The following is a 24,517-nucleotide window of genomic DNA, read 5'->3' on the forward strand; positions in this document are numbered from 1 at the left end:
GCTTGTTTTTTAATCAGCTTATTTTTATTGATCTATACCTATTAATATATATGTTGTTAAAAGGTGTGTTCTGTCTTCCAGATTATCCTTCTGAAAATTAATTCATTATAGTTTGATTAATTTGTTTTTATTTCTACATTTGCAAACCCTAAAAAACAGGGGATTAAATTTATTAATAATTAGGTAAAAGAAATTATGCCAACAATTTCACAATTAGTACGAAAAGGAAGAGCCCAGATAACCAAGAAGAGTAAATCGGCTGCTTTAGATTCGTGTCCTCAAAGAAGAGGAGTGTGCACACGTGTGTATACTACTACACCTAAGAAACCAAACTCAGCTATGCGTAAAGTAGCAAGGGTGAGGTTGACAAACGGAAAAGAAGTTAACGCTTATATTCCAGGTGAGGGTCACAATCTACAAGAGCACTCGATAGTATTGGTTAGAGGTGGAAGGGTAAAAGATTTGCCAGGTGTTAGATATCACATTGTTCGCGGTGCATTAGATACTGCGGGTGTTGAAGGAAGAAGCCAGCGTAGATCTAAATACGGAGCAAAACGCCCTAAGAAGTAATTAAAAACTTTTAATGTAAAGAAATGAGAAGAAGACAGGCCAAAAAAAGACCGCTTTTACCAGATCCAAAATTTAACGATCAACTTGTTACACGTTTTGTGAACATGATGATGTGGGATGGTAAGAAATCGGTAGCCTTTAAAATTTTCTATGATTCTATCGCAATTATAGAAGAGAAGAAACAAGACGAAGAAAAAACCGGTTTGGAAATTTGGAAAGATGCTCTTTCTAATGTTATGCCTCACGTTGAAGTTAGAAGTAGGCGAGTTGGGGGTGCAACATTTCAAATCCCAATGCAAATAAGACCAGATAGAAAAGTAGCAACCGCTATGAAATGGTTAATTTCATTTGCGCGAAAGAGAAATGAGAAAACTATGGCGCAGAAATTAGCTTCTGAAGTTCTTGCTGCTGCTAAAGAAGAAGGTGCTGCAGTTAAGAAAAGAGTTGATACTCATAAAATGGCTGAAGCTAATAAAGCATTCTCTCACTTTAGATTCTAAAATAAAATGGCACAAAGAGATTTAAAATTTACTAGAAATATTGGAATTGCAGCTCATATTGATGCAGGTAAAACTACAACAACAGAGCGTATCCTTTATTATACAGGAATAAGCCACAAAATAGGAGAGGTGCATGATGGTGCCGCTACTATGGACTGGATGGAACAGGAGCAGGAAAGAGGTATTACAATTACTTCTGCTGCTACGCATTGTAAGTGGATGTATAGAGATCAGGAATTTACGGTAAATATTATCGATACTCCTGGTCACGTTGATTTTACCGTAGAGGTAGAGCGTTCTTTACGTGTTCTTGATGGTGTGGTTGCATTGTTCAGTGCTGTAGATGGTGTTGAGCCACAATCTGAAACCGTTTGGAGACAGGCTGATAAATATAAAGTACCACGTTTAGGATTTGTAAATAAAATGGACCGTCAGGGAGCTGACTTCTTTAATGTGTGTAAGCAGGTTAGAGAAATGCTAGGTGGAAACCCAGTACCATTACAAGTTCCAATCGGTGACGAAATAGACTTTAAAGGAGTTGTTGATCTTATTTCCAAAAAAGCAATTATTTGGAATGATGAGGATCACGGGATGACCTATGAGACTATAGATATTCCTGAAGAACTTATGGATGATGTGAATAAATACCGAACTGAGCTTGTAGAAGCTGTAGCTGAGTATGATGAAGCATTAATGGAAAAGTTCTTTGAAGATGAAGATTCAATTACTGAAGACGAAATTATTGCTGCGCTTAGAGCTGCAACCATAGATATGTCTATTATACCTATGATGTGTGGTTCTGCCTTTAAAAATAAAGGTGTTCAGGCAATGCTTGATGCAGTAATGAGGTATATGCCTTCTCCAGTAGATGTTGAAGCCATTGTAGGAACAAATCCTGAAACTAATGAAGATGAAAGCAGAAAGCCACACGTTGACTCTCCTTTCTCTGCATTAGCATTTAAAATTGCTACCGATCCTTTTGTTGGTCGTTTGGCATTCTTCCGTGTTTACTCGGGAGCTTTAGATGCAGGATCTTATGTATTGAACAATAGATCAGGTAAAAAAGAGCGTATTTCTCGTATTTACCAGATGCACTCTAATAAGCAGGAGCCTATTAATAGAATTGAAGCTGGTGATATTGGTGCAGCTGTTGGTTTTAAAGACATTAAAACCGGTGATACGCTAACTGATGAGAAACACCCAATCGTTCTTGAGTCTATGACTTTCCCAGAGCCAGTAATTGGTATTGCGGTAGAGCCTAAGACGAAAGCCGATGTTGATAAAATGGGTATGGCTTTAGCTAAACTAGCTGAAGAAGATCCAACTTTCCAGGTTAAAACTGATGAAATTTCAGGACAAACTATTATCTCTGGAATGGGAGAGCTTCATATTGAAATTCTTGTAGATCGTTTAAAGAGAGAATTTAAAGTTGAAGTTAACGAAGGTCAGCCACAGGTTGAGTATAAAGAAACAGTAACTAAAACTGCAGAGCATAGAGAGGTTTATAAAAAGCAATCTGGTGGTCGTGGTAAATTTGCTGATATTGTTTTTGAAATGGGACCTGTAGACGAAGACTTTGAAGGAAAAGGACTTCAGTTTGTAGACCAAATTAAAGGTGGACGTATTCCTAAAGAATTTGTTCCTTCGGTAGAAAAAGGATTTAAAGAAGCTATGAAAAACGGGCCAATGGCTGGTTTCCAAATGGATACTTTAAAAGTGATCCTTAAGGATGGATCTTTCCACCCTGTAGATTCCGATCAACTTTCTTTCGAATTGGCTGCAAAAATGGGTTACAAAGCCGCTGCTAAAAAAGCCGGTGCTGTAGTTCTTGAGCCAATTATGAAAATAGAAGTAGTAACTCCAGAAGAAAACATGGGTGATATTGTTGGTGACTTGAACCGTAGAAGAGGTCAGGTAAGCAGCATGTCAGACAGGTCTGGTGCTAAGATTATTAAAGCAGAAGTGCCTTTAGCTGAAATGTTTGGATATGTAACAACATTAAGAACATTATCTTCTGGTAGAGCAACTTCAACTATGGAATTTTCTCACTATGCTGAAACTCCTTCTAATATTTCAGAAGAAGTTATTAAAGCGGCAAAGGGTACAAACGAATAATATTAGGAAAATGAGTCAGAAAATAAGAATAAAACTAAAATCCTACGATCATAACCTGGTAGATAAATCTGCAGAGAAGATCGTGAAGACTGTAAAAACTACAGGTGCGGTGGTAACAGGACCAATTCCTTTGCCTACTCACAAAAAACTTTTTACTGTTTTACGTTCTCCTCACGTAAACAAGAAAGCAAGAGAGCAATTTCAATTAAGCTCTTATAAAAGGCTTCTTGATATCTACAGTTCTTCTTCAAAAACCATTGATGCGTTAATGAAGTTGGAGCTGCCTAGTGGAGTTGAAGTAGAGATTAAGGTGTGATGAAACTTGGTTTTCCGGTTTTTCCGGCAAACCTTAGTTGAATACATCCCGAACTTGTTTCGGGATCTCTTGAGTAAAACTCAAGTTTACATGTCCCGAGCAGTTGGCGAGGGAAAAACGGAAGAAAGATACATTCAGGGCGAAAGTATTTTTCTGCCCTGAATTTTTTTAAATAAATAAGTAATAATCAATAATTAATTATGTCTGGGTTAATAGGAAAAAAAATAGGCATGACCAGTATTTTTGACGAGAACGGGAAAAACATTCCGTGTACCGTAATAGAAGCAGGTCCATGCGTAGTTACCCAAGTCAGAACCAAAGAGGTTGACGGGTATGAGGCACTTCAAGTTGGTTTCGATGACAAAAAGACTGCAAATAAAGCTGCTGAAGGGCACGCTAAAAAAGCAGGAAGCGTTGCAAAACGTAAAGTCGTTGAATTCCAGGGCTATGAAGCAGATTATAAATTAGGTGATGCTATCACTGTAGAGCACTTTAACGAGGGGGAATTTGTGGATATTGCAGGTACTTCTAAAGGTAAAGGCTTTCAGGGTGTTGTAAAAAGACACAACTTTGGTGGTGTGGGTCAGGCGACTCACGGTCAGCATAACCGATTAAGAGCTCCGGGTTCTATTGGTGCAGCGTCTTACCCTGCACGGGTTTTCAAAGGAATGAAAATGGCCGGTAGAATGGGTGGAGAGAGAGTAAAAGTAGAAAACCTGAGAGTTTTAAAAGTGGTGGCAGATAAAAACCTTTTAGTAGTAAAAGGATGTGTGCCAGGTCACAAAAACTCATACGTAATCATTAGCAAGTAATGGAAGTAGCAGTTTTAGATGTAAAAGGAAAAGAAACAGGCAGAAAAGCAAAGCTTTCTGACGCTGTTTTCGCTATAGAGCCAAACGATCACGCAGTTTATCTAGATGTTAAACAATATTTAGCTAATCAGCGCCAGGGAACCCACAAAGCTAAAGAAAGAGCTGAGATTGCTGGGAGTACCCGTAAGATCAAAAAACAAAAAGGTACCGGTACTGCACGTGCAGGTAGCATTAAGTCACCAATTTTTAAAGGCGGTGGACGTGTTTTTGGACCAAGACCAAGAAACTACGGTTTTAAATTGAACAAAAATTTAAAACGTTTGGCAAGAAAATCGGCTTTATCAATAAAAGCAAAAGGAGAATCAATTTTTGTAGTTGAAGACTTTTCTTTTGATGCGCCGAAGACAAAAAGTATGATAGATGTTTTGAAAGCCCTTGGTATTCAGGACAAAAAATCGCTTATAGTGTTGGGTGACTCAAATAAAAACGTATATTTGTCGTCACGTAATTTAAAAGGACTTGAGGTTGTAAATTCCTCAGAATTAAGTACTTACGGAATTCTTAATGCTAAGAATATCGTGTTGCTTGAGGGTTCTTTAGAAGGAATTGAGTCGAATTTAAGTAAATAAGCCTTATGAGTATCTTGATAAAACCAATTATTACAGAAAAAGCCACCGGAGATAGCGAGTTGAATAACCGTTTTTCTTTTGTGGTAGACAATAAGGCGAATAAGATTGAAATTAAGAATGCAGTAGAAGCTGCTTACGGAGTTTCAGTTGAAAAAGTTCGTACTATAAATGTTCGTCCAGATCGCAAAACCAGATATACAAAATCTGGTATGATCACTGGTAAAACCAAAGCTTTCAAAAAAGCATTGGTACAGGTGACGGAAGGTGAAACTATTGATTTATACAGTAATCTTTAAGATTAAAAAATGTCAGTTAGAAAATTAAAACCAATCACCCCTGGTCAGCGTTTTAGAGTAGTTAATGGTTTTGACGCCATTACTACTGATAAGCCGGAGAAGAGTTTAATAGCTCCGTTAAAAAAATCAGGTGGGAGAAACAGTCAGGGAAAAATGACTATCCGCTACAAAGGTGGAGGTCATAAAAGACGTTACAGAATTGTAGACTTTAAACGCGACAAGCATGGAATTCCTGCTACTGTTGCGAGTATAGAATACGATCCAAACAGAACTGCCTTTATCGCGTTGTTGAATTACCAGGATGGTGAAAAACGATACGTTATTGCTCAAAATGGGTTACAGGTAGGTCAAAATATTGTATCAAGCACAGATTCGGCTGCTCCAGAAATTGGAAATGCAATGCCGTTATCTAGTATTCCGCTTGGTACTGTAGTTTCTTGTATAGAGTTAAGAGCCGGTCAGGGTGCTGTAATGGCAAGAAGTGCTGGAGCTTTTGCTCAATTATTAGCAAGAGAAGGAAAATACGCAACCGTAAAACTACCTTCAGGAGAAATTAGAAGAGTGTTGTCTACTTGTATGGCTACAATTGGAGCTGTATCAAATAGTGATCACCAACTTCAGGTTTCTGGTAAAGCTGGTAGAAAACGTTGGTTGGGTATTAGACCAAGAACAAGACCTGTAGCTATGAACCCTGTAGATCACCCAATGGGTGGTGGGGAAGGAAGAGCTTCCGGTGGTCACCCACGTTCTAGAAAAGGTTTACCTGCTAAAGGTTTCAAAACCCGTTCAAGAACAAAAGCGAGTAATAAATATATTGTAGAACGTAGAAAGAAATAATAAGATATGGCACGTTCATTAAAAAAAGGACCTTACGTTCACTATAAGTTAGATAAGAAGGTTGCTCAAAATGTTGAATCTGGAAAAAAAGCCGTGATCAAAACCTGGTCTAGAGCTTCAATGATTACTCCAGATTTCGTAGGGCAAACTATCGCTGTTCATAACGGGAAACAATTTGTACCTGTATATGTGACAGAGAACATGGTAGGGCATAAATTAGGAGAATTTTCACCAACACGTTCTTTTAGAGGGCATTCTGGTGCAAAAAATAAAGGTAAAAGATAATTGAAGCTATGGGAGTTCGTAAAAGAGAAAGAGCAGAGCAAATAAAAGAAGCCAAAAAACAGGTAGCTTTTGCAAAGTTGAATAACTGCCCTACTTCGCCTAGAAAAATGCGCTTAGTTGCGGATTTAGTAAGAGGAGAGAAAGTAGAAAAAGCGCTTCAAATATTAAAATTCAGTTCAAAAGAAGCTTCTGGACGTTTAGAGAAATTATTGCTTTCTGCAATAGCCAACTGGCAATCTAAAAACGAAGATGCAAGTATTGAAGATGCTGAATTGTTTGTAAAAGAAATCCGTGTAGATGGAGGAGCGATGCTTAAGAGGCTGCGTCCTGCACCACAGGGTCGCGCACATAGAATTAGAAAGAGATCCAACCACGTTACTTTGGTGCTTGGAGAAAACAATAATACACAAAGCTAAGTAGAGTATGGGACAAAAAACAAATCCAATCGGGAATCGCCTCGGTATCGTAAGAGGATGGGAATCCAACTGGTATGGAGGAAATGACTACGGCGACAAATTAGCCGAAGACGATAAGATTAGAAAGTACATCCATGCTCGTCTTTCTAAAGCGAGTGTATCCAGGGTAATTATTGAGCGTACGCTTAAGCTTGTAACCGTTACTATCACCACTGCCAGACCGGGTATTATTATTGGTAAAGGCGGCCAGGAGGTAGACAAGCTTAAAGAAGAACTTAAGAAAATTACCGACAAGGAAGTTCAAATTAACATCTTTGAGATTAAGAGGCCAGAACTTGATGCGCATTTAGTAGCATCTAGTGTTGCAAGACAAATTGAAAATCGTATTTCTTACCGTCGTGCAATTAAAATGGCTATCGCGGCTGCTATGAGAATGAATGCTGAAGGAATCAAAATTCAGATTTCCGGACGTTTAAATGGTGCTGAAATGGCACGTTCAGAAGCATACAAAGATGGTAGAATTCCTCTGTCTACTTTTAGGGCCGATATTGACTATGCTTTAGTTGAAGCTCACACTACTTATGGTAGGTTGGGTGTTAAGGTATGGATCATGAAAGGCGAAGTTTATGGTAAAAGAGATCTTTCTCCACTTGTTGGAATGTCCAAGAAACAAGGAGGAAAACCTGGAGCCGGGCGAGGTGGTAACAAATCACGTCGTAGAAAGTAATTTTTTAAAGTAAAGAAAAATGTTACAACCTAAAAGAACAAAATACCGTAAACAGCAGAAGGGCCGTATGAAAGGCAACGCCGGAAGAGGGCATAGACTCTCTAATGGTACCTTTGGAATTAAATCTATGGATTCTAGTTTCATTACTGCCCGTCAAATAGAAGCTGCACGTATTGCTGCTACCCGATATATGAAAAGGGAAGGTTCTATCTGGATTAAAATATTTCCAGACAAGCCTATCACTAAGAAACCTCTAGAGGTACGTATGGGTAAAGGTAAAGGTGCTGTAGAATATTGGGCTGCTGTTGTAAAACCAGGAAGAATTATGTTTGAAATTGGTGGAGTACCAATGGATGTTGCTAAAGAAGCTTTAAGGCTTGCGGCACAGAAACTTCCGGTAAGAACCAAATTTATTGTAGCTAGAGATTATCAAGCTTAATATTATAAAGTTATGAAACAATCAGAAGTAAAAGAACTGTCTGTGGCAGAATTACAAGAAGAGCTTGGGAAATCTAGAAAAGCATATTCAGATTTGAAAATGGCTCACGCAGTTTCGCCATTAGAGAACCCAATACAGCTTAGAGCTGTACGAAGAACTATAGCGAGACTTGCTACAGAGTTAACTAAAAGAGAACAACAATAAGTGTTATTCTGCTGAAAGATGGAAAAAAGAAATTTAAGAAAAGAGCGTATAGGCGTTGTTACAAGTAATAAAATGCAGAAATCTATAGTGGTTTCTGAAGTTAAGAAAGTAAAACACCCTATGTATGGAAAATTCGTTTTAAAAACGAAAAAATACGTAGCGCACGACGAAACAAACGACTGCAACGAAGGGGATACTGTAAGGATCATGGAAACAAGACCTTTAAGTAAATCTAAATGTTGGAGATTAGTAGAAATAATTGAAAGAGCGAAGTAATGGTACAACAAGAGTCTAGACTAAGAGTAGCAGACAATACCGGGGCAAAAGAAGTTTTGACCATACGTGTATTGGGCGGTACAAAGAAAAGATACGCTTCTGTTGGGGACAAAATAGTTGTCAGCGTTAAAGAAGCTACACCTAACGGAAATATCAAAAAAGGTGCAGTTTCAACAGCAGTTGTTGTTCGTACCAAGAAAGAAGTACGCAGAGCAGACGGGTCTTATATCCGTTTTGATGATAATGCCTGTGTATTATTAAATCCAACCGGAGAAATGCGCGGAACTCGTGTATTTGGACCGGTTGCGAGAGAACTTCGTGATAAGCAATTCATGAAAATTGTATCATTGGCACCAGAGGTGCTTTAATACATTAACAAGATGAGAAAGCTTAAAATAAAAACTGGAGATACTGTAAGAGTTATTGCTGGAGACCACAAAGGTCAGGAAGGTAAAGTTCAAAAAGTTCTCATAGAAAAGAATAAAGCCATCGTGGAAGGTGTTAACACTATCTCAAAACATGAGAAACCAAGTGCATCTAACCCACAAGGTGGTATTGTAAAGAAAGAAGCTCCTATTCATATTTCTAACCTTTCTTTGTTAGACAAAGATGGTAACACTACCAGAGTTGGATATAAAGAAGAGGATGGAAAGAAAGTAAGATTTTCCAAAAAATCTAATGAAGTAATTTAGTTATGGCATACGTACCAAGACTTAGAGCAGAATATGCAGAGCGAGTAAAGCCTGCATTAAAAGAAGAATTTAGCTATGCTAACGTAATGGAGATCCCAAAACTTGAAAAAATAGTTTTGAGCCGTGGCGTTGGTGCAGCTGTAGCAGATAAAAAGCTAATTGACCATGCTGTAGATGAACTTTCTACAATTACCGGTCAAAAAGCGGTGCAAACCATTTCTAAAAAGGATGTTGCTTCATTCAAACTTCGTAAAGGTATGCCTATTGGGGCAAAAGTTACTTTGCGAGGATACAGAATGTACGAATTCTTAGATCGTTTAATCACATCAGCACTTCCACGTGTTCGTGACTTTAACGGGATTAAGGCTAATGGTTTTGATGGTAGAGGAAACTATAATTTAGGAATTACTGAGCAAATCATCTTTCCGGAGATTGATATTGATAAAGTAAACCGAATTAATGGTATGGATATTACCTTCGTGACCACTGCCAAGACCGATAAGGAAGCAAAATCGTTGTTAACCGAACTAGGATTACCTTTTAAAAAGAATTAATTATGGCTAAAGAATCAATGAAAGCCCGTGAGGTGAAGAGACAAAAAATGGTAAAAAAGTATGCTGAAAAACGCGAGGCTTTAAAAGAAGCTGGCGATTGGGAAGCACTACAAAAATTACCAAAAAATTCTTCTCCTGTACGTTTGCATAACCGTTGTAAGCTAACTGGTAGGCCAAAAGGTTATATGAGACAGTTTGGTCTTTCTCGTGTAATGTTTAGAGAAATGGCTAATAAGGGATTAATTCCTGGAGTTAGAAAAGCTAGTTGGTAAAATTATAAATTGGTTGCAGGTTCTCCCGAGTGACGGGACGAAAACCACATCCGCAAATTAAGATAGATGAATACAGATCCTATTGCAGATTATTTGACAAGAGTTAGGAACGCTGTGGCTGCAAACCACAGGGTGGTAGAAATACCAGCTTCTAACCTTAAAAAGGAGATTACAAAAATATTATTCGATCAGGGATATATTCTTAGTTACAAGTTTGATGATGCTAGTGCCCAGGGAACAATTAAAATTGCCCTTAAGTACGACAAGATCACAAAAGAACCTGTAATTAAAGATATCCAGAGAATAAGTAAACCTGGTTTACGTAAGTATGCCGGCGCTAACGAATTGCCACGTATCTTAAACGGTCTTGGTATCGCTATAGTTTCTACTTCTCACGGTGTAATGACCGGGAAGCAGGCTAAAGCCGAGAAAGTTGGTGGTGAAGTATTGTGTTACGTTTACTAATACTTAAAAGACTAAAGAAATGTCAAGAATAGGTAAAAGCCCAATTACAATTCCAGAAGGTGTAAATGTAGACCTTAAAGATGGCGTTGTAACGGTAAAAGGAAAATTAGGAGAACTTAAGCAGGAAGTTAGCGACATTGATGTAAAAATTGAAGATGGCGTAATTACTTTTGAACGTTCTTCAGAGAAAAGTGATCAGAAAGCAAAACACGGTCTTTATCGTGCTTTGATAAACAATATGATTGAAGGAGTAACTAACGGATATACAAAATCTTTAGAATTGGTTGGAGTTGGATATAGAGCTTCTAACCAGGGACAAAAATTAGATTTAGCCGTTGGGTTTTCCCATAATATTGTAATAGATTTGGCACCGGAAGTTAAAGTAGAAGCAATTTCTGAGAAAGGGAAAAACCCAATCGTGAAATTAACTTCTTACGATAAACAACTTGTGGGCCAGGTAGCTGCTAAAATACGCTCCTTTAGAGCACCAGAGCCTTATAAAGGTAAAGGTATTAAGTATGTTGGAGAACAATTACGTAGAAAAGCAGGTAAATCAGCTTAATAAAGTTTAGATATGGCAGTTTCAAAACAAGATAGACGAAATAAGATAAGAAAGCGTGTTCGTAAGTCAATTACGGGTACCGCTAGCCGTCCAAGATTATCTGTATTTAGAAGTAATAAAGAAATTTATGCTCAAATTATAGATGACGTAGAAGGAAAAACACTAGCTGCAGCCTCTTCAAGAGATAAGGGCGTATCAGTAGAAGGTGATAAATCCAAACAAGCAGAATTGGTTGGTAAAGCCCTTGCTGAAAAAGCTTTGAAAGCCGGTGTAGAAACCATTTCTTTTGACAGAGGTGGTTACCTGTATCACGGAAGAGTTAAATCATTAGCAGAAGGTGCTCGAGAAGGAGGACTAAAATTCTAGAAAATTATGTATCAAGATTATAAAAACGTAGAACATGTAAAACCGGGCGGACTTGAATTAAAAGACCGTTTGGTAGGAGTACAACGTGTGACCAAAGTAACCAAAGGTGGTAGAGCTTTTGGATTTTCTGCTATTGTTGTAGTAGGAGATGAGAATGGTGTTGTAGGGCAAGGTTTAGGTAAATCTAAAGAAGTTGCCGATGCTATCTCTAAAGCTGTGGAAGATGCAAAGAAGAATTTAGTGCGTATTCCTTTACATAAAGGAAGCCTTCCTCATGAGCAAAAAGGTAAGTATGGTGGAGCAAGAGTTCTTTTGCTACCTGCTGCAACTGGTACCGGGATTATAGCCGGTGGTGCAATTCGTGCCGTACTGGAAGCTGTTGGTGTACACGACGTACTTTCTAAAAACCAGGGTTCTTCAAACCCACACAACGTGGTAAAAGCTACTTTTGATGCGCTACTTCAATTAAGAAGTGCGGATACTGTTGCTAAACAACGTGGTATTTCATTAGAAAAGGTTTTTAAAGGATAAATCAAGGAGAAAGATGGGAAAGATAAAAGTTACAAAAGTAAAGAGTGCAATTAACCGATCTAAAAACCAGAAACTGGTTTTAGAGTCTCTTGGTCTTAAGAAAATTGGCCAAACGGTAGAGCACAACGATACGCCAAACATCCTTGGTATGGTAAATAAAGTTAAACATTTAGTTTCCATTGAGGAAACAAAATAATAAATTCACATGGAATTAAATAACTTAAAACCTGCAAAAGGTTCAGTTAAGAGTAACAACAAGCGTGTTGGCCGTGGAGAAGGATCAGGTAAAGGTGGTACTGCCACCCGTGGTCACAAAGGGGCTAAATCTCGTTCTGGTTACTCCAAGAAGATTGGTTTTGAAGGAGGGCAGATGCCACTTCAACGTCGTGTTCCAAAATTTGGTTTCACTAACAGAAATCGTGTAGCATACCAGGGTGTTAACCTTGATACCTTACAGCGTTTGGTTGATGAAGGTAAAATTAAAGATACTGTAGATGTTGATACTTTGATCGAAAACGGTCTTGTGAGTAAAAACAAACCAGTAAAGATATTAGGTAGAGGTGAATTAAAGGCAAAGTTGAAAATATCTGTTCATAAATTTACAGCCACAGCTAAAGAAGCTATAGAAGCTGCTGGAGGTGAAGTTGTTACTTTATAATAGATAGCCAAATGAAATTCATCAATACTATTAAAAATATTTGGAAGATCGAGGAGCTAAAAAATAGAATTTTAGTAACCCTCGGTCTGTTATTAGTTTATCGTTTTGGAGCGCAAGTTGTGCTTCCCGGGATAGATGCTTCGCAGCTATCTAACCTGGCATCCCAAACAGATGGAGGTCTTTTAGGCCTCTTAAACGCATTTACAGGTGGAGCTTTTTCTAATGCTTCTGTATTTGCATTGGGAATTATGCCATATATCTCGGCTTCTATTGTAGTGCAGCTAATGGGTATTGCTATACCTTACCTGCAAAAACTGCAAAAAGAAGGTGAAAGTGGTAGACGTAAGATCAATCAGATCACCCGTTGGTTAACTATTGCAATTACATTAGTACAGGGACCCGGTTATATCTATAACCTTTTTGCTACACTTCCGCAGCAAGCCTTTTTATTAGGTGATACTGTTACGTTTGTAGCTTCTGCAGTAGTAATTCTTACTACAGGTACCATTTTCGCAATGTGGCTGGGTGAAAAGATAACCGACAAAGGTATTGGTAATGGTATTTCGCTATTAATTATGGTAGGTATTATTGCTACCTTACCACAAGCATTTATTCAGGAATTCGCTTCCAGGGTATTTGAATCTAACGGTGGCCTTATTATGATTCTTATTGAATTGGTAATTTGGTTTGCTATTATTCTTGCTTCGGTAATGTTGGTGATGGCAGTGCGCCAAATCCCGGTGCAATATGCCAGAAGAACCGCCTCTGGAGGTTACGAGAAAAACGTATTTGGATCAAGACAGTACATTCCACTTAAGCTTAATGCTTCAGGTGTAATGCCAATTATATTTGCGCAGGCAATTATGTTTATCCCAGCTGCTGTAGCAGGATTATCAGATTCTGATGCTGCACAAGGGGTTACCGCTGCCTTTAGCGATATATTTGGGTTTTGGTATAATGTAGTTTTTGCACTATTAATTATTGTGTTTACTTACTTCTATACCGCGATTACTGTACCTACCAATAAGATGGCTGATGATCTAAAACGAAGTGGAGGATTTATTCCGGGCATTCGTCCTGGTACTGAAACCGCTGAGTTTTTAGATAGAATTATGTCTCAAATTACCTTGCCAGGATCTATTTTCCTTGCGCTTATTGCTGTGTTCCCAGCGATTGTGGTGCAACTCTTAGGTGTGCAACAAGGATGGGCATTGTTTTTTGGAGGAACCTCGCTTTTAATTATGGTTGGAGTTGCAATAGATACTATGCAACAAGTAAACTCTTACTTGCTGAATAGACATTACGACGGATTAATGAAAACAGGTAAAAACAGAAAAGCAGTAGCTTAATTATGGCAAAACAACCGGCAATAGAACAAGACGGAACAATTATAGAAGCATTATCTAATGCAATGTTTCGTGTAGAATTGGAAAATGGTCACGTTGTGACAGCTCATATCTCTGGGAAGATGCGTATGCACTACATTAAATTGTTACCTGGAGATAAAGTAAAACTGGAAATGAGCCCTTACGATTTAAGTAAGGCTCGTATAACATACAGATACTAAAAGTAATTTGAGCTATTTATAAAATTTTCAGTACTTTTGCAACCTGAAAAAAATATGAATGCTGAAATCCTGATTTTGAGCCTATTTCAAAATCAGTGAATTGAAAAAAACTAAAGAGATGAAAGTTAGAGCATCAGTAAAAAAAAGAAGTGCCGACTGCAAAATTGTACGCAGAAAAGGGCGCCTTTACGTAATTAACAAAAAGAATCCTAGATTTAAACAAAGACAAGGCTAATTATGGCAAGAATTGCAGGGGTAGATATACCTAAACAAAAGCGAGGAGTTATAGCATTGACCTATATCTTCGGAATTGGTAGAAGCAGGGCTCAAAAGATCCTTAGCCAGGCCAAAGTAGATGAAAGCAAAAAAGTTTCAGATTGGGACGATGAAGAAATTGGTCGTATTCGTGAAGCTGTTGGTGAATTTACAATCGAAGGAGAATTACGTACAGAAGTTCAAATGAGTATTAAGCGTCTAATGGATATTGGATGCTATAGAGGTATTCGCCACAGAAGTGGTTTGCCACTTAGAGGTCAAAGAACCAAAAATAACTCAAGAACCAGAAAAGGTAGAAGAAAAACAGTTGCTAACAAGAAGAAAGCAACTAAATAGTAAGTAATATGGCAAAGAAGACAGTTCAAAAAAAGCGTAAAGTAACCGTGGAGTCCGTAGGGCAAGCACACGTTACGGCTTCTTTCAATAACATTATTGTTTCCCTAACCAATAAAAAGGGAGACGTTATTGCTTGGTCATCTGCAGGAAAAATGGGTTTTAGAGGTTCTAAAAAGAATACTCCTTATGCTGCCCAGTTAGCTGCAGAAGACGCGTCTAAAGTAGCTCACGAAGCTGGTTTGCGCAAAGTTAAAGTTTACGTTAAAGGGCCGGGGAATGGTAGAGAATCTGCTATTCGTTCGCTTCATAACAACGGGATTGAGGTAACAGAAATTATTGATGTTACTCCATTACCACACAATGGATGTCGTCCTCCTAAGAGACGTAGAGTTTAATAAATAGTATAATAATAAGAGAGGAGTTAAGATTATCGAAGGACAGAGACCTTAATTCATAATCCCTTTCTTCTAAAATTTAAATTAATGGCAAGATATACTGGTCCAAAGACTAAAATAGCCCGTAAATTCGGTGAAGCTATTTTTGGAGACGATAAATCTTTTGAAAAAAGAAATTATCCTCCGGGACAACACGGTAACAACCGTCGTCGCGGAAAGAAATCTGAATATGCTATCCAGTTAATGGAAAAGCAAAAAGCAAAATATACTTACGGTATCCTTGAGCGTCAGTTTAGCAATATGTTTAAGAAAGCTACTAGAGCACAGGGAATTACTGGTGAAGTTCTACTTCAACTTTGTGAATCACGTCTTGATAACGTAGTTTATAGAATGGGTATTGCCCCAACTAGAAGCGCAGCAAGACAATTTGTATCTCACAGGCACATTACGGTAAATGGCGAGTTGGTGAATATACCTTCTTACCAATTGAAACCTGGTGATGTAGTAAGTGTTCGTGAAAAATCAAAATCTTTACAGGCTATTCAGGATTCACTAGCTAACAATAGCAGTGTTTACGAATGGATTACCTGGAATAACGAAACAAAACAAGGAACTTTTGTTTCAGTACCCGGACGTATTCAGATTCCGGAAAACATAAATGAACAATTCATCGTCGAATTATATTCGAAATAATAATTCACAGAAGTCGTAATATGGCAATACTAAATTTTCAGAAGCCCGATAAAGTTATAATGATTGATTCAACCGATTTCGAAGGGAAATTTGAATTTCGCCCTTTGGAGCCCGGCTATGGATTAACCGTTGGTAACGCTTTAAGGAGAGTGCTTTTATCTTCGTTAGAAGGTTATGCAATCACTTCAATTCGTATAGAAGGCGTAGATCACGAATTCTCCGCTATTCCTGGAGTTGTTGAAGACGTAACAGAAATTATCCTGAATCTTAAACAAGTTAGGTTCAAAAGGCAAATTGATGAAATAGATAACGAAGCCGTTACCATTTCTGTATCTGGAGAAGAACAAATTACTGCCGGTCACTTTCAAAAATTCATTTCAGGCTTTCAGGTACTAAACCCAGATCAGGTTATTTGTACTGCAGATAAGAAAGTTAACCTGAATATGGAAATGACCATAGAGAAAGGTAGAGGTTATGTTCCGGCCGAAGAAAACAAAAAAGCCAACGCACCTCTTGGAACTATATTTACAGATTCTATTTATACACCAATAAAGAACGTAAAGTATAGCATTGAAAACTATCGTGTAGAACAAAAAACCGATTATGAAAAATTGGTTTTTGAAATCGTAAGCGATGGCTCTATACATCCAAAAGATGCACTTACTGAAGCTGCAAAAACACTTATCCACCACTTTATGCTATTCTCTGACGAGCGTATTACGCTTGAAGCTGATGAGATAGCACAAACTGAAACTTATGATGAAGAATCTCTTCACATGAGACAGTTGTTAAAAACTAAGTTGGTAGATATGGATCTTTCAGTAAGAGCTTTAAATTGCTTAAAAGCGGCTGAAGTTGATACTCTAGGAGACCTTGTTTCATACAACAAAAACGACTTGATGAAGTTTAGAAACTTCGGAAAGAAATCTTTGACAGAGCTTGAAGAACTGGTAAGTAACAAAGGACTTAACTTTGGTATGGATCTTTCAAAATACAAATTAGATAAGGACTAATATATAAGTAGTTTTCCATAAAAGCCGGCAAAAGATCGCGCTTTGGGAAAATGAATTAAGAACAAAACAATGAGACACGGAAAGAAAACAAACCATTTAGGTAGAAAGACCGCTCACAGGAAGTCTATGCTAGCCAATATGGCCTGCTCTCTTATAGAGCACAAGAGAATCAATACCACCGTAGCTAAAGCAAAAGCTTTAAAAGTTTTTGTAGAGCCTTTGGTAACTAAGTCTAAAGAAGATACAACCCACAACCGTAGGTTAGTATTTAGTAAACTTCGCCAAAAGGAAGCTGTAGCCGAATTGTTTCGTGAGGTAGCTCCTAAAGTTGGTGACCGCCCGGGTGGATACACAAGGGTAATTAAATTAGGTAACCGTCTTGGAGATAATGCCGATATGGCCCTTATTGAGTTAGTTGATTACAACGAAACTTATAAACTTGGTAAAACAGAGAAGAAGAAATCTACACGTAGAGCGGGTAGAAAGAAATCTACTGAAGCTACTCCAAATGCTCCAAAGGCAGAAGGAAAAACAGAAGAGAAATCTTCAGAAAATAAAGAAGACAAAAAAGAGGAATAGAAATGAATCTTTTAAAGTTCTAATTTTTAAAAAGGATAAACTCTCAGGGTTTATCCTTTTTTTATATATTAAAGTGAAATAGTCATTTCCGCGAAGGCGGAAATCTAAAGATTAAAAAAATTTCCGTAGCTGCGGAAATCCCAGCAACACAACAAATAAAGCAAAATGAAATATCAAACCCGAAAAAAAGCGATTATCCTACTGGAAGACGGTACTATCTTTCACGGTAAGGCTGTTGGAGACAAAGATGGTAAAGCCGTAGGTGAAGTTTGTTTTAACACCGGTATGACCGGTTACCAGGAGATCTTTACAGATCCTTCCTATTATGGCCAACTTATGGTTACCACCAATGCCCACATTGGGAATTATGGAACTCTAGCTGAAGAAAGTGAATCTGATAAAGCTAAGATCTCCGGACTTATCTGTAAGAATTTTAGTTATACCCATTCCCGCCCGGCTGCAGACAAATCACTTCAGGAATTTTTAGATGATAGTAATCTTTTCGCAATTTCCGATGTAGATACACGAGCCCTTGTAACTTATATTCGGGAAAATGGTGCAATGAATGCAATTATTTCTACTGATGTTGATAATATTGAAGGCCTAAAAAAAGAACTTGCTGAAGTTCCTGATATGAATGGTTTGGAGTTAGCTTCTAAAGTTTCAACTAAAGAACCTTATTATTTCGGGAATGAAAATGCAACTTATAAAATCGCTGCGCTTGATGTTGGCATAAAAAAGAATATTCTTCGCAATTTTGATCAACGTGATGTGTATGTAAAAGTGTTTCCATACAATGCTACTTACGAAGAAATGAGTGAATGGAATCCAGATGGTTATTTTCTTTCTAACGGTCCCGGAGATCCCGCCCCTTTAGATAGTGCTATTAATCTTACAAAAACGATTATAGAAAAAGATCATCCGTTGTTTGGTATTTGTTTGGGGCACCAGATAATCGCCATTGCAAATGGAATTAAAACCTATAAAATGCATCACGGTCACCGCGGGATAAACCACCCGGTTAAAAACCTTAAAACAGGAAAAGGAGAAATCACTTCTCAAAACCACGGTTTCTCGGTAGATAAAGCAGAAACTGAAGCAAATAATGAAGTGGAAATCACTCATATTTGCTTAAACGACGATACTGTTGGTGGAATCGCGATGAAAAATAAAAACTGTTTCTCGGTACAATACCACCCGGAAGCAAGTCCGGGGCCTCATGATGCCAGTTACCTTTTTGATGAATTTATGGATCGAATAAAGAGAGTGAAAGCTTAAATATTTTTTATAAAATTTGAATAAAAAGCCCAAAATTTAAAGATTTTGGGCTTTTCTTTTCTTAAAAGTGAATTTATTCTAAATTGCGATCTCATTCATCAAAAAATCATCAATGAAAAAATTATTACTACTCAGCTTTTTTCTCTTCTCATTTCTATTCATTAATGCACAAGATCAGGCTTCGGTTGAAGACGGACTTTTATCAGTAAACATCTTAACTCCCGGTTTAGAATACGAATTCGGACTTACAAATTCTACTACAATTGATTTAAGAGCTGGCTCAGGTATTGCTTTTGGTACCGGTTCAGCGGGAGATTTTTTTGGTATTTTCCCCGTCTTTTCTGCTCAGTATCGTTATTATTATAATTTTAAAAATAGAATTGAAAAGAATAAAAGAGTAAAAAATAATAGCGCCAATTATATAGCACTAAGTGGTAACCTCCAATCGGGAAAACCTATTATTGGGAATATTGAATATACTGCCGATTATTTTGGAGTTATAGGGCCGGTTTGGGGTTTGCAACGTTACTATGGCAGCGGTTTTAAATTAGACCTAAATTTAGGAGCTGGATATGGTTTTGATGAATTGGGTGATTCATATTTTTCACCAATCATAGGAATTAGGCTTGGATGGCTTCTTTCAAACTAATTTTCTTCAGAAGATGCGTTTATACAGTCAACTTCAACTTCTGTCATTGGGCTGGCTTTTCGTTTTTACTACAATCCTTTTGCTTCAGGAAATGACTAAAATTATTTTTCAAATAATTTCGGCATTTAAAAATCTTCTGAATTTTATAAAATGTTATTCTATTTCAGTTTTCGGTAAATTCATAAAAAATCTTACTATTTCCTGAGATTCTTTTAAACACTTTCTTTTAGAAAACCATTTCGTGTTTCCATAATGTTATAAATGCTTTAAAACTACCTGTTTCCCTCGATTTTTTAGGCTTCAATTTGTATCTTGCATTCAAATCAATTAACTAATTAAAAAAGATTATGAGTGTAATAATAAATATTCACGCCCGTCAGATTTTTGACTCAAGAGGAAATCCAACCGTAGAAGTAGATGTTTTAACCGAGAATGGAATTTTAGGAAGAGCAGCAGTGCCTTCTGGAGCTTCTACCGGAGAGCACGAAGCTGTAGAACTTCGTGATGGTGGCGATGATTATATGGGCAAAGGGGTAACCAAAGCCGTAGAAAATGTAAATGATGTAATTGCTGAAGAATTATTGGGTTATTCTGTTTTTGAACAAAACCTAATTGATAGGGCGATGATTGAAATAGACGGAACGCCAAATAAAGCGAAACTTGGTGCGAATGCAATTTTAGGTGTTTCGCTTGCCGTAGCTAAAGCTGCAGCAAACGAACTTGGTTTGCCGTTGTACCGTTACATTGGCGGTGTTAGTGCCAATACGCTTCCGGTACCAATGATGAATATTATTAATGGTGGTTCACATAGTGATGCTCCTATCGCTTTTCAGGAATTTATGATTATGCCTGTAAAAGCCGAAAGCTTTTCTCACGCTCTAAAAATGGGAACTGAGATCTTCCACCATCTTAAAAAAGTGCTACACGATCGTGGTTTAAGTACTGCTGTTGGTGATGAAGGTGGGTTTGCTCCAACTTTAGACGGGACAGAAGATGCTTTAGATACTATTCTTAAGGCCATAGAAAATGCGGGTTACAAAGGTGGCGACGAAGTGATGATCGCTCTGGATTGTGCCGCAGCAGAATTCTATGAAAATGGAAAATACGATTATAAGAAATTTGAAGGTGAAGGCGGAAAAATAAGATCTAGCGAGGAACAAGCTGAGTATCTTGCCGAACTTTCTTCTAAATATCCTATTATTTCTATTGAAGATGGAATGGATGAAAATGACTGGGATGGTTGGAAAGCCTTAACCGATAAGATTGGAGATAAAGTTCAGTTGGTTGGTGACGATCTTTTTGTTACTAACGTAGAAAGACTTTCAAGAGGAATTGAAGAAGGAATTGCAAATTCAATCCTTATTAAAGTAAACCAAATTGGTACCTTAACTGAAACTATTGCAGCAGTAAATATGGCTCACAACGCCGGCTTTACTTCAGTAATGTCACACCGTTCTGGAGAGACAGAAGATAATACTATTGCCGATCTTGCTGTAGCTTTAAATACCGGGCAGATAAAAACCGGTTCAGCTTCAAGAAGTGACCGTATGGCAAAATACAACCAGTTAATTAGAATTGAGGAGGAACTTGGCGAAGTAGCCTATTTCCCAAAGCGTAAAGCTTTTAAAATCTAATTACAGGATTCTAATAAAAATCAAATCCCTTTTGAAGAAATTTCAAAAGGGATTTTTTTTTGAGATAATTCAGCAAAAAACCTTTCAAAATCCCTTGTTTCAGTGAAAATCTTATCGCTGCTTAACGCAAAATTAACAGTAGATTTCTTAAATTAGCAACTCTCGAAAAAATAGTTGAATCAAGTATATAAAATTAAGATATGTCAAAAGTTGCGACGATTGAAATAGATGGGGAAAAATACGAATTTCCCGTTGTAGAAGGAACTGAAAACGAACTGGGAATAGATATTAAGAAACTGCGAGCTGAAGCAGGTGTTATTACCCTGGATCGTGGTTATAAAAATACAGGAAGTTGTGAGAGTGCCATTACTTTTCTTAACGGAGAAGAAGGTATTTTAAGATACCGCGGCTACTCTATAGAAGCCCTGGCAGAAAAAGCCGATTTTCTTGAAGTAGCCTACCTTCTTATTTTTGGGGAATTACCAACTAAAACCCAATTAGATAAGTTTTATGCCGATATCAAGGAGGAGTCTACGGTAGATGAAGAGATGAAGAAAATCCTTGATGGTTTTCCAAAATCGGCTCACCCAATGGGCGTTCTTTCATCTTTAACCAGTGCGCTTATTGCATTTAACCCTTCTTCAGTAAATGTAGATTCTGCAGAAGATATGTATAAGGCTATAGTAAAAATTCTTGGTAAATTCCCGGTTCTTGCAGCCTGGACACTTAGAAAGAAAAATAGTCTTCCGCTAAATTACGGTGACGACTCGCTTGGGTATGTGGAGAACCTCCATAAAATGATGTTCGAAAAACCAGGAAAGAGTTACAAAGTAGACAAAGAGGTTATTGATGCTTTAGATAAATTATTAATTCTGCACGCAGATCATGAACAAAACTGTTCTACCTCTACGGTAAGAATGGTAGGTTCTTCTCACGCAGGTCTTTTTGCTTCAATTTCAGCAGGAATTTCTGCACTTTGGGGGCCACTTCACGGTGGTGCAAACCAGGCGGTGATAGAAATGCTGGAAAGAATTAAAGAAGATGGTGGTGATACTAAGAAATTTATGGCAAAAGCTAAAGACAAGGAAGATCCTTTCCGTCTAATGGGCTTTGGTCACCGTGTTTATAAAAACTTTGATCCACGAGCTAAGATTATCAAGAAATCTGCCGATGAAGTTCTTGCCCAACTGGGTGTAGACGATCCTGTTTTGGATATCGCCAAAGGTCTTGAAAAAGAAGCTTTAGAAGATCAATATTTTGTAGATAGAAAACTATATCCAAACGTAGATTTCTATTCAGGAATTATTTACCGTGCATTGGGAATTCCAGTAGAAATGTTTACCGTAATGTTCGCACTTGGTAGACTTCCGGGATGGATTGCGCAGTGGAGAGAAATGAGGTTAATGAAAGAACCAATTGGCCGTCCACGCCAAATTTACACCGGTGCAAACCTGCGTGAATTTAAAGAGGTTGAGAAAAGATAAGAATATCTTACATATATTAATAAATTCGGAAAAAGCTTCATCATCGTATGAAGCTTTTTCTATATTTGATGAAAATTTTACTTGTGAAATTGAATATCAATAATGAGACTTCCCGCCTTAAAGCGGTGGTTTTAGGCACAGCAGAAAGTAACGGTCCCGTTCCATCTCTTGAAGAGGCTTACGACCCAAAATCAGCCGAATTCATCAGGATGGGTTCCTATCCCAAAGAAGAGGATATGGTAGAGGAAATGGAAGCCGTTGCCAAAATACTGGAGAAATACAAAGTGCAGGTTTTTAGACCAAAAGTTATAAAAGATTATAACCAGATTTTTACCCGCGATATTGCTTTTGTAATAGAAGATAAATTTATAAAATCAAATATTTTACCAGATCGCGAACAGGAAATTGAAGCTATTAGTCACGTAATTAAGCAAATAGATCCTTCAAAAATAATTCAGTTGCCTGAGGAAGCGCATATAGAAGGTGGTGATGTTATGCCGTTGGGAGATTATATCCTGGTGGGCACCTACCGCGGTGCAGATTATAAAGATTATATCACGGCGCGTACCAACGTGCAGGCGGTAGAAGCTTTACAAGAGTTATTTCCGCATAAAAAAGTGGTTTCTTTCAACTTAAGAAAATCTAATACTGAACCTCGTGATAATGCTTTGCATTTAGATTGTTGCTTTCAGCCGGTGGGAAAAGGCAAGGCTATAATTCATAGAAACGGTTTTCTGGAAGAAGAAGAGTATAACTGGCTGGTAAATCTCTTTGGAAAAGAAAATGTTTTCGAAATCTCCCGGGATGAAATGTATTATATGAATTCTAATATATTTTCTATTGATGAAGATGTAGTGATTTCAGAAAAGAATTTTACAAGATTAAATGCCTGGTTAAGAGAGCAGGGCATTACTGTAGAAGAAGTGCCTTATGCCGAAATTTCTAAGCAGGAAGGACTTTTGCGTTGTTCAACTTTACCGTTAATAAGAGAATAGATTATGAGACAGATTACAGATACAATTTTAATGGTGCGCCCGGTTGCGTTTAGAATGAACGAGCAAACCGCGGTTAATAATTATTTTCAAAAAGATCTTACTGCCGATAATGTAAATGAACGAGCCCAGGCTGAATTTGATGAGTTTGCTTCAAAACTTAAAAAAGTGGGAGTGAATGTTATTGTGGTAGACGATAAGCAGGAAGATGATACTCCCGATTCTATTTTTCCGAATAATTGGGTTTCTTTTCACGAAAATGGACACATTGCTCTATATCCTATGTTTGCTGAAAACAGGAGAAAAGAGCGCCGAATGGAGTATTTTGCGAAATTGGAAGAAAACGGTTTTAAGATTACCCAATTAGTAGATTACACTTCGGCTGAAGAGCACGATTTATTCCTTGAAGGCACAGGCAGCCTTTTGTTAGATAGACAAAACCAAAAAGCCTATTGTGCTCTATCGCCCCGCGCCGATGAAGACCTTTTGATAGAATTCTGTGAAGATTTTGAATTCACCCCGGTTATTTTTAATGCAAACCAAAGTGTAGGCGGAAAAAGAAAAGCCATTTATCACACTAATGTGATGATGTGTTTAGCTGAAAATTTTGCAGTTATCTGTCTGGATACCATAGACGATAGCAAAGAGCGTAAAAATGTGCTTAAACATTTAAAAGAAGATGGTAAAGAAATAATTGCAATTACTGAAGCCCAAATGCACGAATTTGCCGGAAATATGTTACAGGTGCAGGGTGCTTTTGATAAAAAGTATTTGGTTATGAGCGCCAGAGCTCATAAAAGTCTAAACCAGGATCAACTAAGTAAAATTGAAAAGCATTGCGAAATTCTAAGCAGTGACCTGGATGTAATTGAAACCTGCGGAGGCGGCAGCGCCCGTTGTATGATGGCCGAGGTTTTCTTGCCAAAAGCTTAGTTTTACATATTTTTCAGAAAAAATAATTAAAGATCTTCGTCAAGCTGAATTTATTTCAGCTTCTAACATGATGTAGAGTATAAACAACTTAGATCCTGAAACAAGTTCAGAATGACGATTTTGAAGTTCCTAACCTTTTTTTTCAAAGGGAGGTGGCCACAGGCCG

38 protein-coding genes are annotated in these 24,517 nt (G+C 37.7%); all 38 read left to right on the top strand.

Annotation, left to right across the window (positions count from 1 at the left end; all coding sequences use genetic code 11):
• Nucleotides 1–195: 195 nt before the first annotated feature.
• Nucleotides 196–570 (top strand): 30S ribosomal protein S12, encoded by a 375-nt coding sequence (gene rpsL, locus BM084_RS08100; RefSeq protein ID WP_037319203.1) that lies wholly within the window; start codon nt 196–198, stop codon nt 568–570.
• 23 nt (nt 571–593) lie between these two features.
• Nucleotides 594–1,070, top strand: a complete 477-nt coding sequence (gene rpsG / locus BM084_RS08105) for a 30S ribosomal protein S7 (protein ID WP_070053719.1) — start codon at nt 594–596, stop codon at nt 1,068–1,070.
• A gap of 6 nt (nt 1,071–1,076) precedes the next feature.
• A complete protein-coding gene (fusA, locus tag BM084_RS08110) occupies nt 1,077–3,185 on the top strand; it encodes an elongation factor G (protein WP_075324955.1) in 2,109 nt (702 codons plus the stop codon).
• Nucleotides 3,186–3,195: 10 nt separating this feature from the next.
• Nucleotides 3,196–3,501, top strand: a complete 306-nt coding sequence (gene rpsJ, locus BM084_RS08115) for a 30S ribosomal protein S10 (protein ID WP_037319211.1) — start codon at nt 3,196–3,198, stop codon at nt 3,499–3,501.
• Nucleotides 3,502–3,701: 200 nt separating this feature from the next.
• Entirely contained in the window at nt 3,702–4,313 is a 612-nt protein-coding gene (gene rplC / locus BM084_RS08120; RefSeq protein WP_075324954.1) for a 50S ribosomal protein L3, read from the top strand.
• On the top strand, nt 4,313–4,942 hold the full coding sequence (gene rplD / locus BM084_RS08125) for a 50S ribosomal protein L4 (RefSeq protein ID WP_075324953.1): 630 nt from the start codon (nt 4,313–4,315) through the stop codon (nt 4,940–4,942). Before rplC ends, rplD begins: the two co-directional genes overlap by 1 nt.
• 5 nt (nt 4,943–4,947) lie before the next feature.
• Nucleotides 4,948–5,238 carry a 50S ribosomal protein L23 gene (gene rplW / locus BM084_RS08130; protein ID WP_075324952.1) on the top strand — a complete coding sequence of 97 codons (291 nt, stop codon included), beginning with the start codon at nt 4,948–4,950 and terminating at the stop codon, nt 5,236–5,238.
• 9 nt (nt 5,239–5,247) lie between these two features.
• Nucleotides 5,248–6,075: a 50S ribosomal protein L2 gene (gene rplB, locus BM084_RS08135; RefSeq protein ID WP_075324951.1), complete on the top strand. Its 828-nt coding sequence runs from the start codon at nt 5,248–5,250 to the stop codon at nt 6,073–6,075.
• Between the two features lie 6 nt (nt 6,076–6,081).
• Nucleotides 6,082–6,360 (top strand): 30S ribosomal protein S19, encoded by a 279-nt coding sequence (gene rpsS, locus BM084_RS08140; protein ID WP_057482232.1) that lies wholly within the window; start codon nt 6,082–6,084, stop codon nt 6,358–6,360.
• A gap of 8 nt (nt 6,361–6,368) precedes the next feature.
• On the top strand, nt 6,369–6,776 hold the full coding sequence (gene rplV / locus BM084_RS08145; protein ID WP_075324950.1) for a 50S ribosomal protein L22: 408 nt from the start codon (nt 6,369–6,371) through the stop codon (nt 6,774–6,776).
• Nucleotides 6,777–6,783: 7 nt separating this feature from the next.
• On the top strand, nt 6,784–7,503 hold the full coding sequence (rpsC, locus tag BM084_RS08150; RefSeq protein ID WP_075324949.1) for a 30S ribosomal protein S3: 720 nt from the start codon (nt 6,784–6,786) through the stop codon (nt 7,501–7,503).
• Between the two features lie 19 nt (nt 7,504–7,522).
• The gene (gene rplP / locus BM084_RS08155; protein ID WP_057482229.1) at nt 7,523–7,942 is read left to right on the top strand and encodes a 50S ribosomal protein L16; all 420 of its coding nucleotides are present in this window, start codon (nt 7,523–7,525) and stop codon (nt 7,940–7,942) included.
• A 12-nt stretch (nt 7,943–7,954) separates the two neighbouring features.
• Nucleotides 7,955–8,146 carry a 50S ribosomal protein L29 gene (rpmC, locus tag BM084_RS08160; RefSeq protein WP_037319233.1) on the top strand — a complete coding sequence of 64 codons (192 nt, stop codon included), beginning with the start codon at nt 7,955–7,957 and terminating at the stop codon, nt 8,144–8,146.
• A gap of 18 nt (nt 8,147–8,164) precedes the next feature.
• Nucleotides 8,165–8,422, top strand: coding sequence for a 30S ribosomal protein S17 (gene rpsQ, locus BM084_RS08165; RefSeq protein ID WP_037319236.1), 258 nt, complete (start codon nt 8,165–8,167; stop codon nt 8,420–8,422).
• A complete protein-coding gene (rplN, locus tag BM084_RS08170; protein WP_075324948.1) occupies nt 8,422–8,790 on the top strand; it encodes a 50S ribosomal protein L14 in 369 nt (122 codons plus the stop codon). The genes rpsQ and rplN overlap by 1 nt, the downstream gene beginning before the upstream one ends.
• A gap of 12 nt (nt 8,791–8,802) precedes the next feature.
• Nucleotides 8,803–9,114, top strand: coding sequence for a 50S ribosomal protein L24 (gene rplX, locus BM084_RS08175; RefSeq protein WP_075324947.1), 312 nt, complete (start codon nt 8,803–8,805; stop codon nt 9,112–9,114).
• Nucleotides 9,115–9,116: 2 nt separating this feature from the next.
• Entirely contained in the window at nt 9,117–9,668 is a 552-nt protein-coding gene (gene rplE / locus BM084_RS08180; RefSeq protein ID WP_075324946.1) for a 50S ribosomal protein L5, read from the top strand.
• A 2-nt stretch (nt 9,669–9,670) separates the two neighbouring features.
• Nucleotides 9,671–9,940: a 30S ribosomal protein S14 gene (gene rpsN / locus BM084_RS08185; RefSeq protein WP_057482226.1), complete on the top strand. Its 270-nt coding sequence runs from the start codon at nt 9,671–9,673 to the stop codon at nt 9,938–9,940.
• Nucleotides 9,941–10,006: 66 nt separating this feature from the next.
• Complete coding sequence (gene rpsH, locus BM084_RS08190; protein WP_075324945.1) at nt 10,007–10,405, top strand: 30S ribosomal protein S8; 399 nt, start codon at nt 10,007–10,009, stop codon at nt 10,403–10,405.
• A gap of 19 nt (nt 10,406–10,424) precedes the next feature.
• Nucleotides 10,425–10,967: a 50S ribosomal protein L6 gene (gene rplF, locus BM084_RS08195; RefSeq protein ID WP_075324944.1), complete on the top strand. Its 543-nt coding sequence runs from the start codon at nt 10,425–10,427 to the stop codon at nt 10,965–10,967.
• 12 nt (nt 10,968–10,979) lie between these two features.
• Nucleotides 10,980–11,333, top strand: a complete 354-nt coding sequence (gene rplR, locus BM084_RS08200) for a 50S ribosomal protein L18 (RefSeq protein ID WP_075324943.1) — start codon at nt 10,980–10,982, stop codon at nt 11,331–11,333.
• Between the two features lie 6 nt (nt 11,334–11,339).
• Entirely contained in the window at nt 11,340–11,864 is a 525-nt protein-coding gene (rpsE, locus tag BM084_RS08205) for a 30S ribosomal protein S5 (protein WP_075324942.1), read from the top strand.
• 13 nt (nt 11,865–11,877) lie between these two features.
• The gene (gene rpmD / locus BM084_RS08210) at nt 11,878–12,060 is read left to right on the top strand and encodes a 50S ribosomal protein L30 (RefSeq protein WP_075324941.1); all 183 of its coding nucleotides are present in this window, start codon (nt 11,878–11,880) and stop codon (nt 12,058–12,060) included.
• A 9-nt stretch (nt 12,061–12,069) separates the two neighbouring features.
• Nucleotides 12,070–12,522 (top strand): 50S ribosomal protein L15, encoded by a 453-nt coding sequence (gene rplO / locus BM084_RS08215; protein ID WP_075324940.1) that lies wholly within the window; start codon nt 12,070–12,072, stop codon nt 12,520–12,522.
• An 11-nt stretch (nt 12,523–12,533) separates the two neighbouring features.
• Nucleotides 12,534–13,871 (top strand): preprotein translocase subunit SecY, encoded by a 1,338-nt coding sequence (secY, locus tag BM084_RS08220; RefSeq protein ID WP_075324939.1) that lies wholly within the window; start codon nt 12,534–12,536, stop codon nt 13,869–13,871.
• 2 nt (nt 13,872–13,873) lie between these two features.
• Nucleotides 13,874–14,089, top strand: coding sequence for a translation initiation factor IF-1 (gene infA, locus BM084_RS08225; RefSeq protein ID WP_013073244.1), 216 nt, complete (start codon nt 13,874–13,876; stop codon nt 14,087–14,089).
• A 118-nt stretch (nt 14,090–14,207) separates the two neighbouring features.
• Nucleotides 14,208–14,324, top strand: a complete 117-nt coding sequence (ykgO, locus tag BM084_RS08230; protein ID WP_013305171.1) for a type B 50S ribosomal protein L36 — start codon at nt 14,208–14,210, stop codon at nt 14,322–14,324.
• Between the two features lie 2 nt (nt 14,325–14,326).
• The gene (rpsM, locus tag BM084_RS08235; RefSeq protein WP_075324938.1) at nt 14,327–14,701 is read left to right on the top strand and encodes a 30S ribosomal protein S13; all 375 of its coding nucleotides are present in this window, start codon (nt 14,327–14,329) and stop codon (nt 14,699–14,701) included.
• An 8-nt stretch (nt 14,702–14,709) separates the two neighbouring features.
• On the top strand, nt 14,710–15,096 hold the full coding sequence (rpsK, locus tag BM084_RS08240) for a 30S ribosomal protein S11 (protein WP_037319270.1): 387 nt from the start codon (nt 14,710–14,712) through the stop codon (nt 15,094–15,096).
• Between the two features lie 87 nt (nt 15,097–15,183).
• Nucleotides 15,184–15,789 carry a 30S ribosomal protein S4 gene (gene rpsD / locus BM084_RS08245; protein ID WP_075324937.1) on the top strand — a complete coding sequence of 202 codons (606 nt, stop codon included), beginning with the start codon at nt 15,184–15,186 and terminating at the stop codon, nt 15,787–15,789.
• Nucleotides 15,790–15,809: 20 nt separating this feature from the next.
• Entirely contained in the window at nt 15,810–16,802 is a 993-nt protein-coding gene (locus tag BM084_RS08250) for a DNA-directed RNA polymerase subunit alpha (protein WP_075324936.1), read from the top strand.
• A gap of 69 nt (nt 16,803–16,871) precedes the next feature.
• Nucleotides 16,872–17,381 (top strand): 50S ribosomal protein L17, encoded by a 510-nt coding sequence (rplQ, locus tag BM084_RS08255; protein ID WP_075324935.1) that lies wholly within the window; start codon nt 16,872–16,874, stop codon nt 17,379–17,381.
• Between the two features lie 165 nt (nt 17,382–17,546).
• Entirely contained in the window at nt 17,547–18,659 is a 1,113-nt protein-coding gene (carA, locus tag BM084_RS08260; protein ID WP_075324934.1) for a glutamine-hydrolyzing carbamoyl-phosphate synthase small subunit, read from the top strand.
• Nucleotides 18,660–18,771: 112 nt separating this feature from the next.
• Complete coding sequence (locus tag BM084_RS08265) at nt 18,772–19,308, top strand: hypothetical protein (protein ID WP_075324933.1); 537 nt, start codon at nt 18,772–18,774, stop codon at nt 19,306–19,308.
• Nucleotides 19,309–19,655: 347 nt separating this feature from the next.
• Complete coding sequence (gene eno / locus BM084_RS08270; RefSeq protein WP_075324932.1) at nt 19,656–20,942, top strand: phosphopyruvate hydratase; 1,287 nt, start codon at nt 19,656–19,658, stop codon at nt 20,940–20,942.
• Nucleotides 20,943–21,142: 200 nt separating this feature from the next.
• Nucleotides 21,143–22,426, top strand: a complete 1,284-nt coding sequence (locus BM084_RS08275) for a citrate synthase (RefSeq protein ID WP_093304254.1) — start codon at nt 21,143–21,145, stop codon at nt 22,424–22,426.
• 68 nt (nt 22,427–22,494) lie between these two features.
• Nucleotides 22,495–23,421: a dimethylarginine dimethylaminohydrolase family protein gene (locus tag BM084_RS08280; RefSeq protein WP_232228879.1), complete on the top strand. Its 927-nt coding sequence runs from the start codon at nt 22,495–22,497 to the stop codon at nt 23,419–23,421.
• A gap of 3 nt (nt 23,422–23,424) precedes the next feature.
• Complete coding sequence (gene ctlX / locus BM084_RS08285) at nt 23,425–24,351, top strand: citrulline utilization hydrolase CtlX (protein ID WP_093304257.1); 927 nt, start codon at nt 23,425–23,427, stop codon at nt 24,349–24,351.
• Nucleotides 24,352–24,517: the final 166 nt, after the last annotated feature.

It is taken from the genome of Salegentibacter agarivorans, assembly GCF_900113135.1.
GTDB lineage: Bacteria > Bacteroidota > Bacteroidia > Flavobacteriales > Flavobacteriaceae > Salegentibacter > Salegentibacter agarivorans.

What these genes read in the sequence shown, in the direction of transcription:
- rpsG (WP_070053719.1), top strand. Translation starts at nt 594, where the DNA reads ATGAGAAGAAGACAGGCCAAAAAAAGACCGCTTTTACCAGATCCAAAA.
- rpmD (WP_075324941.1), top strand. Translation starts at nt 11,878, where the DNA reads ATGGGAAAGATAAAAGTTACAAAAGTAAAGAGTGCAATTAACCGATCT.
- rplF (WP_075324944.1), top strand. Translation starts at nt 10,425, where the DNA reads ATGTCAAGAATAGGTAAAAGCCCAATTACAATTCCAGAAGGTGTAAAT.
- rpsH (WP_075324945.1), top strand. Translation starts at nt 10,007, where the DNA reads ATGAATACAGATCCTATTGCAGATTATTTGACAAGAGTTAGGAACGCT.
- rpsN (WP_057482226.1), top strand. Translation starts at nt 9,671, where the DNA reads ATGGCTAAAGAATCAATGAAAGCCCGTGAGGTGAAGAGACAAAAAATG.
- infA (WP_013073244.1), top strand. Translation starts at nt 13,874, where the DNA reads ATGGCAAAACAACCGGCAATAGAACAAGACGGAACAATTATAGAAGCA.
- rpsC (WP_075324949.1), top strand. Translation starts at nt 6,784, where the DNA reads ATGGGACAAAAAACAAATCCAATCGGGAATCGCCTCGGTATCGTAAGA.
- rpsE (WP_075324942.1), top strand. Translation starts at nt 11,340, where the DNA reads ATGTATCAAGATTATAAAAACGTAGAACATGTAAAACCGGGCGGACTT.
- BM084_RS08275 (WP_093304254.1), top strand. Translation starts at nt 21,143, where the DNA reads ATGTCAAAAGTTGCGACGATTGAAATAGATGGGGAAAAATACGAATTT.
- ykgO (WP_013305171.1), top strand. Translation starts at nt 14,208, where the DNA reads ATGAAAGTTAGAGCATCAGTAAAAAAAAGAAGTGCCGACTGCAAAATT.
- BM084_RS08280 (WP_232228879.1), top strand. Translation starts at nt 22,495, where the DNA reads ATGAAAATTTTACTTGTGAAATTGAATATCAATAATGAGACTTCCCGC.
- BM084_RS08265 (WP_075324933.1), top strand. Translation starts at nt 18,772, where the DNA reads ATGAAAAAATTATTACTACTCAGCTTTTTTCTCTTCTCATTTCTATTC.
- rplN (WP_075324948.1), top strand. Translation starts at nt 8,422, where the DNA reads ATGGTACAACAAGAGTCTAGACTAAGAGTAGCAGACAATACCGGGGCA.
- rplD (WP_075324953.1), top strand. Translation starts at nt 4,313, where the DNA reads ATGGAAGTAGCAGTTTTAGATGTAAAAGGAAAAGAAACAGGCAGAAAA.
- rpsQ (WP_037319236.1), top strand. Translation starts at nt 8,165, where the DNA reads ATGGAAAAAAGAAATTTAAGAAAAGAGCGTATAGGCGTTGTTACAAGT.
- BM084_RS08250 (WP_075324936.1), top strand. Translation starts at nt 15,810, where the DNA reads ATGGCAATACTAAATTTTCAGAAGCCCGATAAAGTTATAATGATTGAT.
- secY (WP_075324939.1), top strand. Translation starts at nt 12,534, where the DNA reads ATGAAATTCATCAATACTATTAAAAATATTTGGAAGATCGAGGAGCTA.
- carA (WP_075324934.1), top strand. Translation starts at nt 17,547, where the DNA reads ATGAAATATCAAACCCGAAAAAAAGCGATTATCCTACTGGAAGACGGT.
- rplQ (WP_075324935.1), top strand. Translation starts at nt 16,872, where the DNA reads ATGAGACACGGAAAGAAAACAAACCATTTAGGTAGAAAGACCGCTCAC.
- ctlX (WP_093304257.1), top strand. Translation starts at nt 23,425, where the DNA reads ATGAGACAGATTACAGATACAATTTTAATGGTGCGCCCGGTTGCGTTT.
- rplP (WP_057482229.1), top strand. Translation starts at nt 7,523, where the DNA reads ATGTTACAACCTAAAAGAACAAAATACCGTAAACAGCAGAAGGGCCGT.
- rpsK (WP_037319270.1), top strand. Translation starts at nt 14,710, where the DNA reads ATGGCAAAGAAGACAGTTCAAAAAAAGCGTAAAGTAACCGTGGAGTCC.
- rpsS (WP_057482232.1), top strand. Translation starts at nt 6,082, where the DNA reads ATGGCACGTTCATTAAAAAAAGGACCTTACGTTCACTATAAGTTAGAT.
- rplX (WP_075324947.1), top strand. Translation starts at nt 8,803, where the DNA reads ATGAGAAAGCTTAAAATAAAAACTGGAGATACTGTAAGAGTTATTGCT.
- rplR (WP_075324943.1), top strand. Translation starts at nt 10,980, where the DNA reads ATGGCAGTTTCAAAACAAGATAGACGAAATAAGATAAGAAAGCGTGTT.
- rplC (WP_075324954.1), top strand. Translation starts at nt 3,702, where the DNA reads ATGTCTGGGTTAATAGGAAAAAAAATAGGCATGACCAGTATTTTTGAC.
- rpsM (WP_075324938.1), top strand. Translation starts at nt 14,327, where the DNA reads ATGGCAAGAATTGCAGGGGTAGATATACCTAAACAAAAGCGAGGAGTT.
- rplE (WP_075324946.1), top strand. Translation starts at nt 9,117, where the DNA reads ATGGCATACGTACCAAGACTTAGAGCAGAATATGCAGAGCGAGTAAAG.
- rpsL (WP_037319203.1), top strand. Translation starts at nt 196, where the DNA reads ATGCCAACAATTTCACAATTAGTACGAAAAGGAAGAGCCCAGATAACC.
- eno (WP_075324932.1), top strand. Translation starts at nt 19,656, where the DNA reads ATGAGTGTAATAATAAATATTCACGCCCGTCAGATTTTTGACTCAAGA.
- rplV (WP_075324950.1), top strand. Translation starts at nt 6,369, where the DNA reads ATGGGAGTTCGTAAAAGAGAAAGAGCAGAGCAAATAAAAGAAGCCAAA.
- rpsD (WP_075324937.1), top strand. Translation starts at nt 15,184, where the DNA reads ATGGCAAGATATACTGGTCCAAAGACTAAAATAGCCCGTAAATTCGGT.
- rplO (WP_075324940.1), top strand. Translation starts at nt 12,070, where the DNA reads ATGGAATTAAATAACTTAAAACCTGCAAAAGGTTCAGTTAAGAGTAAC.
- rpsJ (WP_037319211.1), top strand. Translation starts at nt 3,196, where the DNA reads ATGAGTCAGAAAATAAGAATAAAACTAAAATCCTACGATCATAACCTG.
- rplB (WP_075324951.1), top strand. Translation starts at nt 5,248, where the DNA reads ATGTCAGTTAGAAAATTAAAACCAATCACCCCTGGTCAGCGTTTTAGA.
- rplW (WP_075324952.1), top strand. Translation starts at nt 4,948, where the DNA reads ATGAGTATCTTGATAAAACCAATTATTACAGAAAAAGCCACCGGAGAT.
- rpmC (WP_037319233.1), top strand. Translation starts at nt 7,955, where the DNA reads ATGAAACAATCAGAAGTAAAAGAACTGTCTGTGGCAGAATTACAAGAA.
- fusA (WP_075324955.1), top strand. Translation starts at nt 1,077, where the DNA reads ATGGCACAAAGAGATTTAAAATTTACTAGAAATATTGGAATTGCAGCT.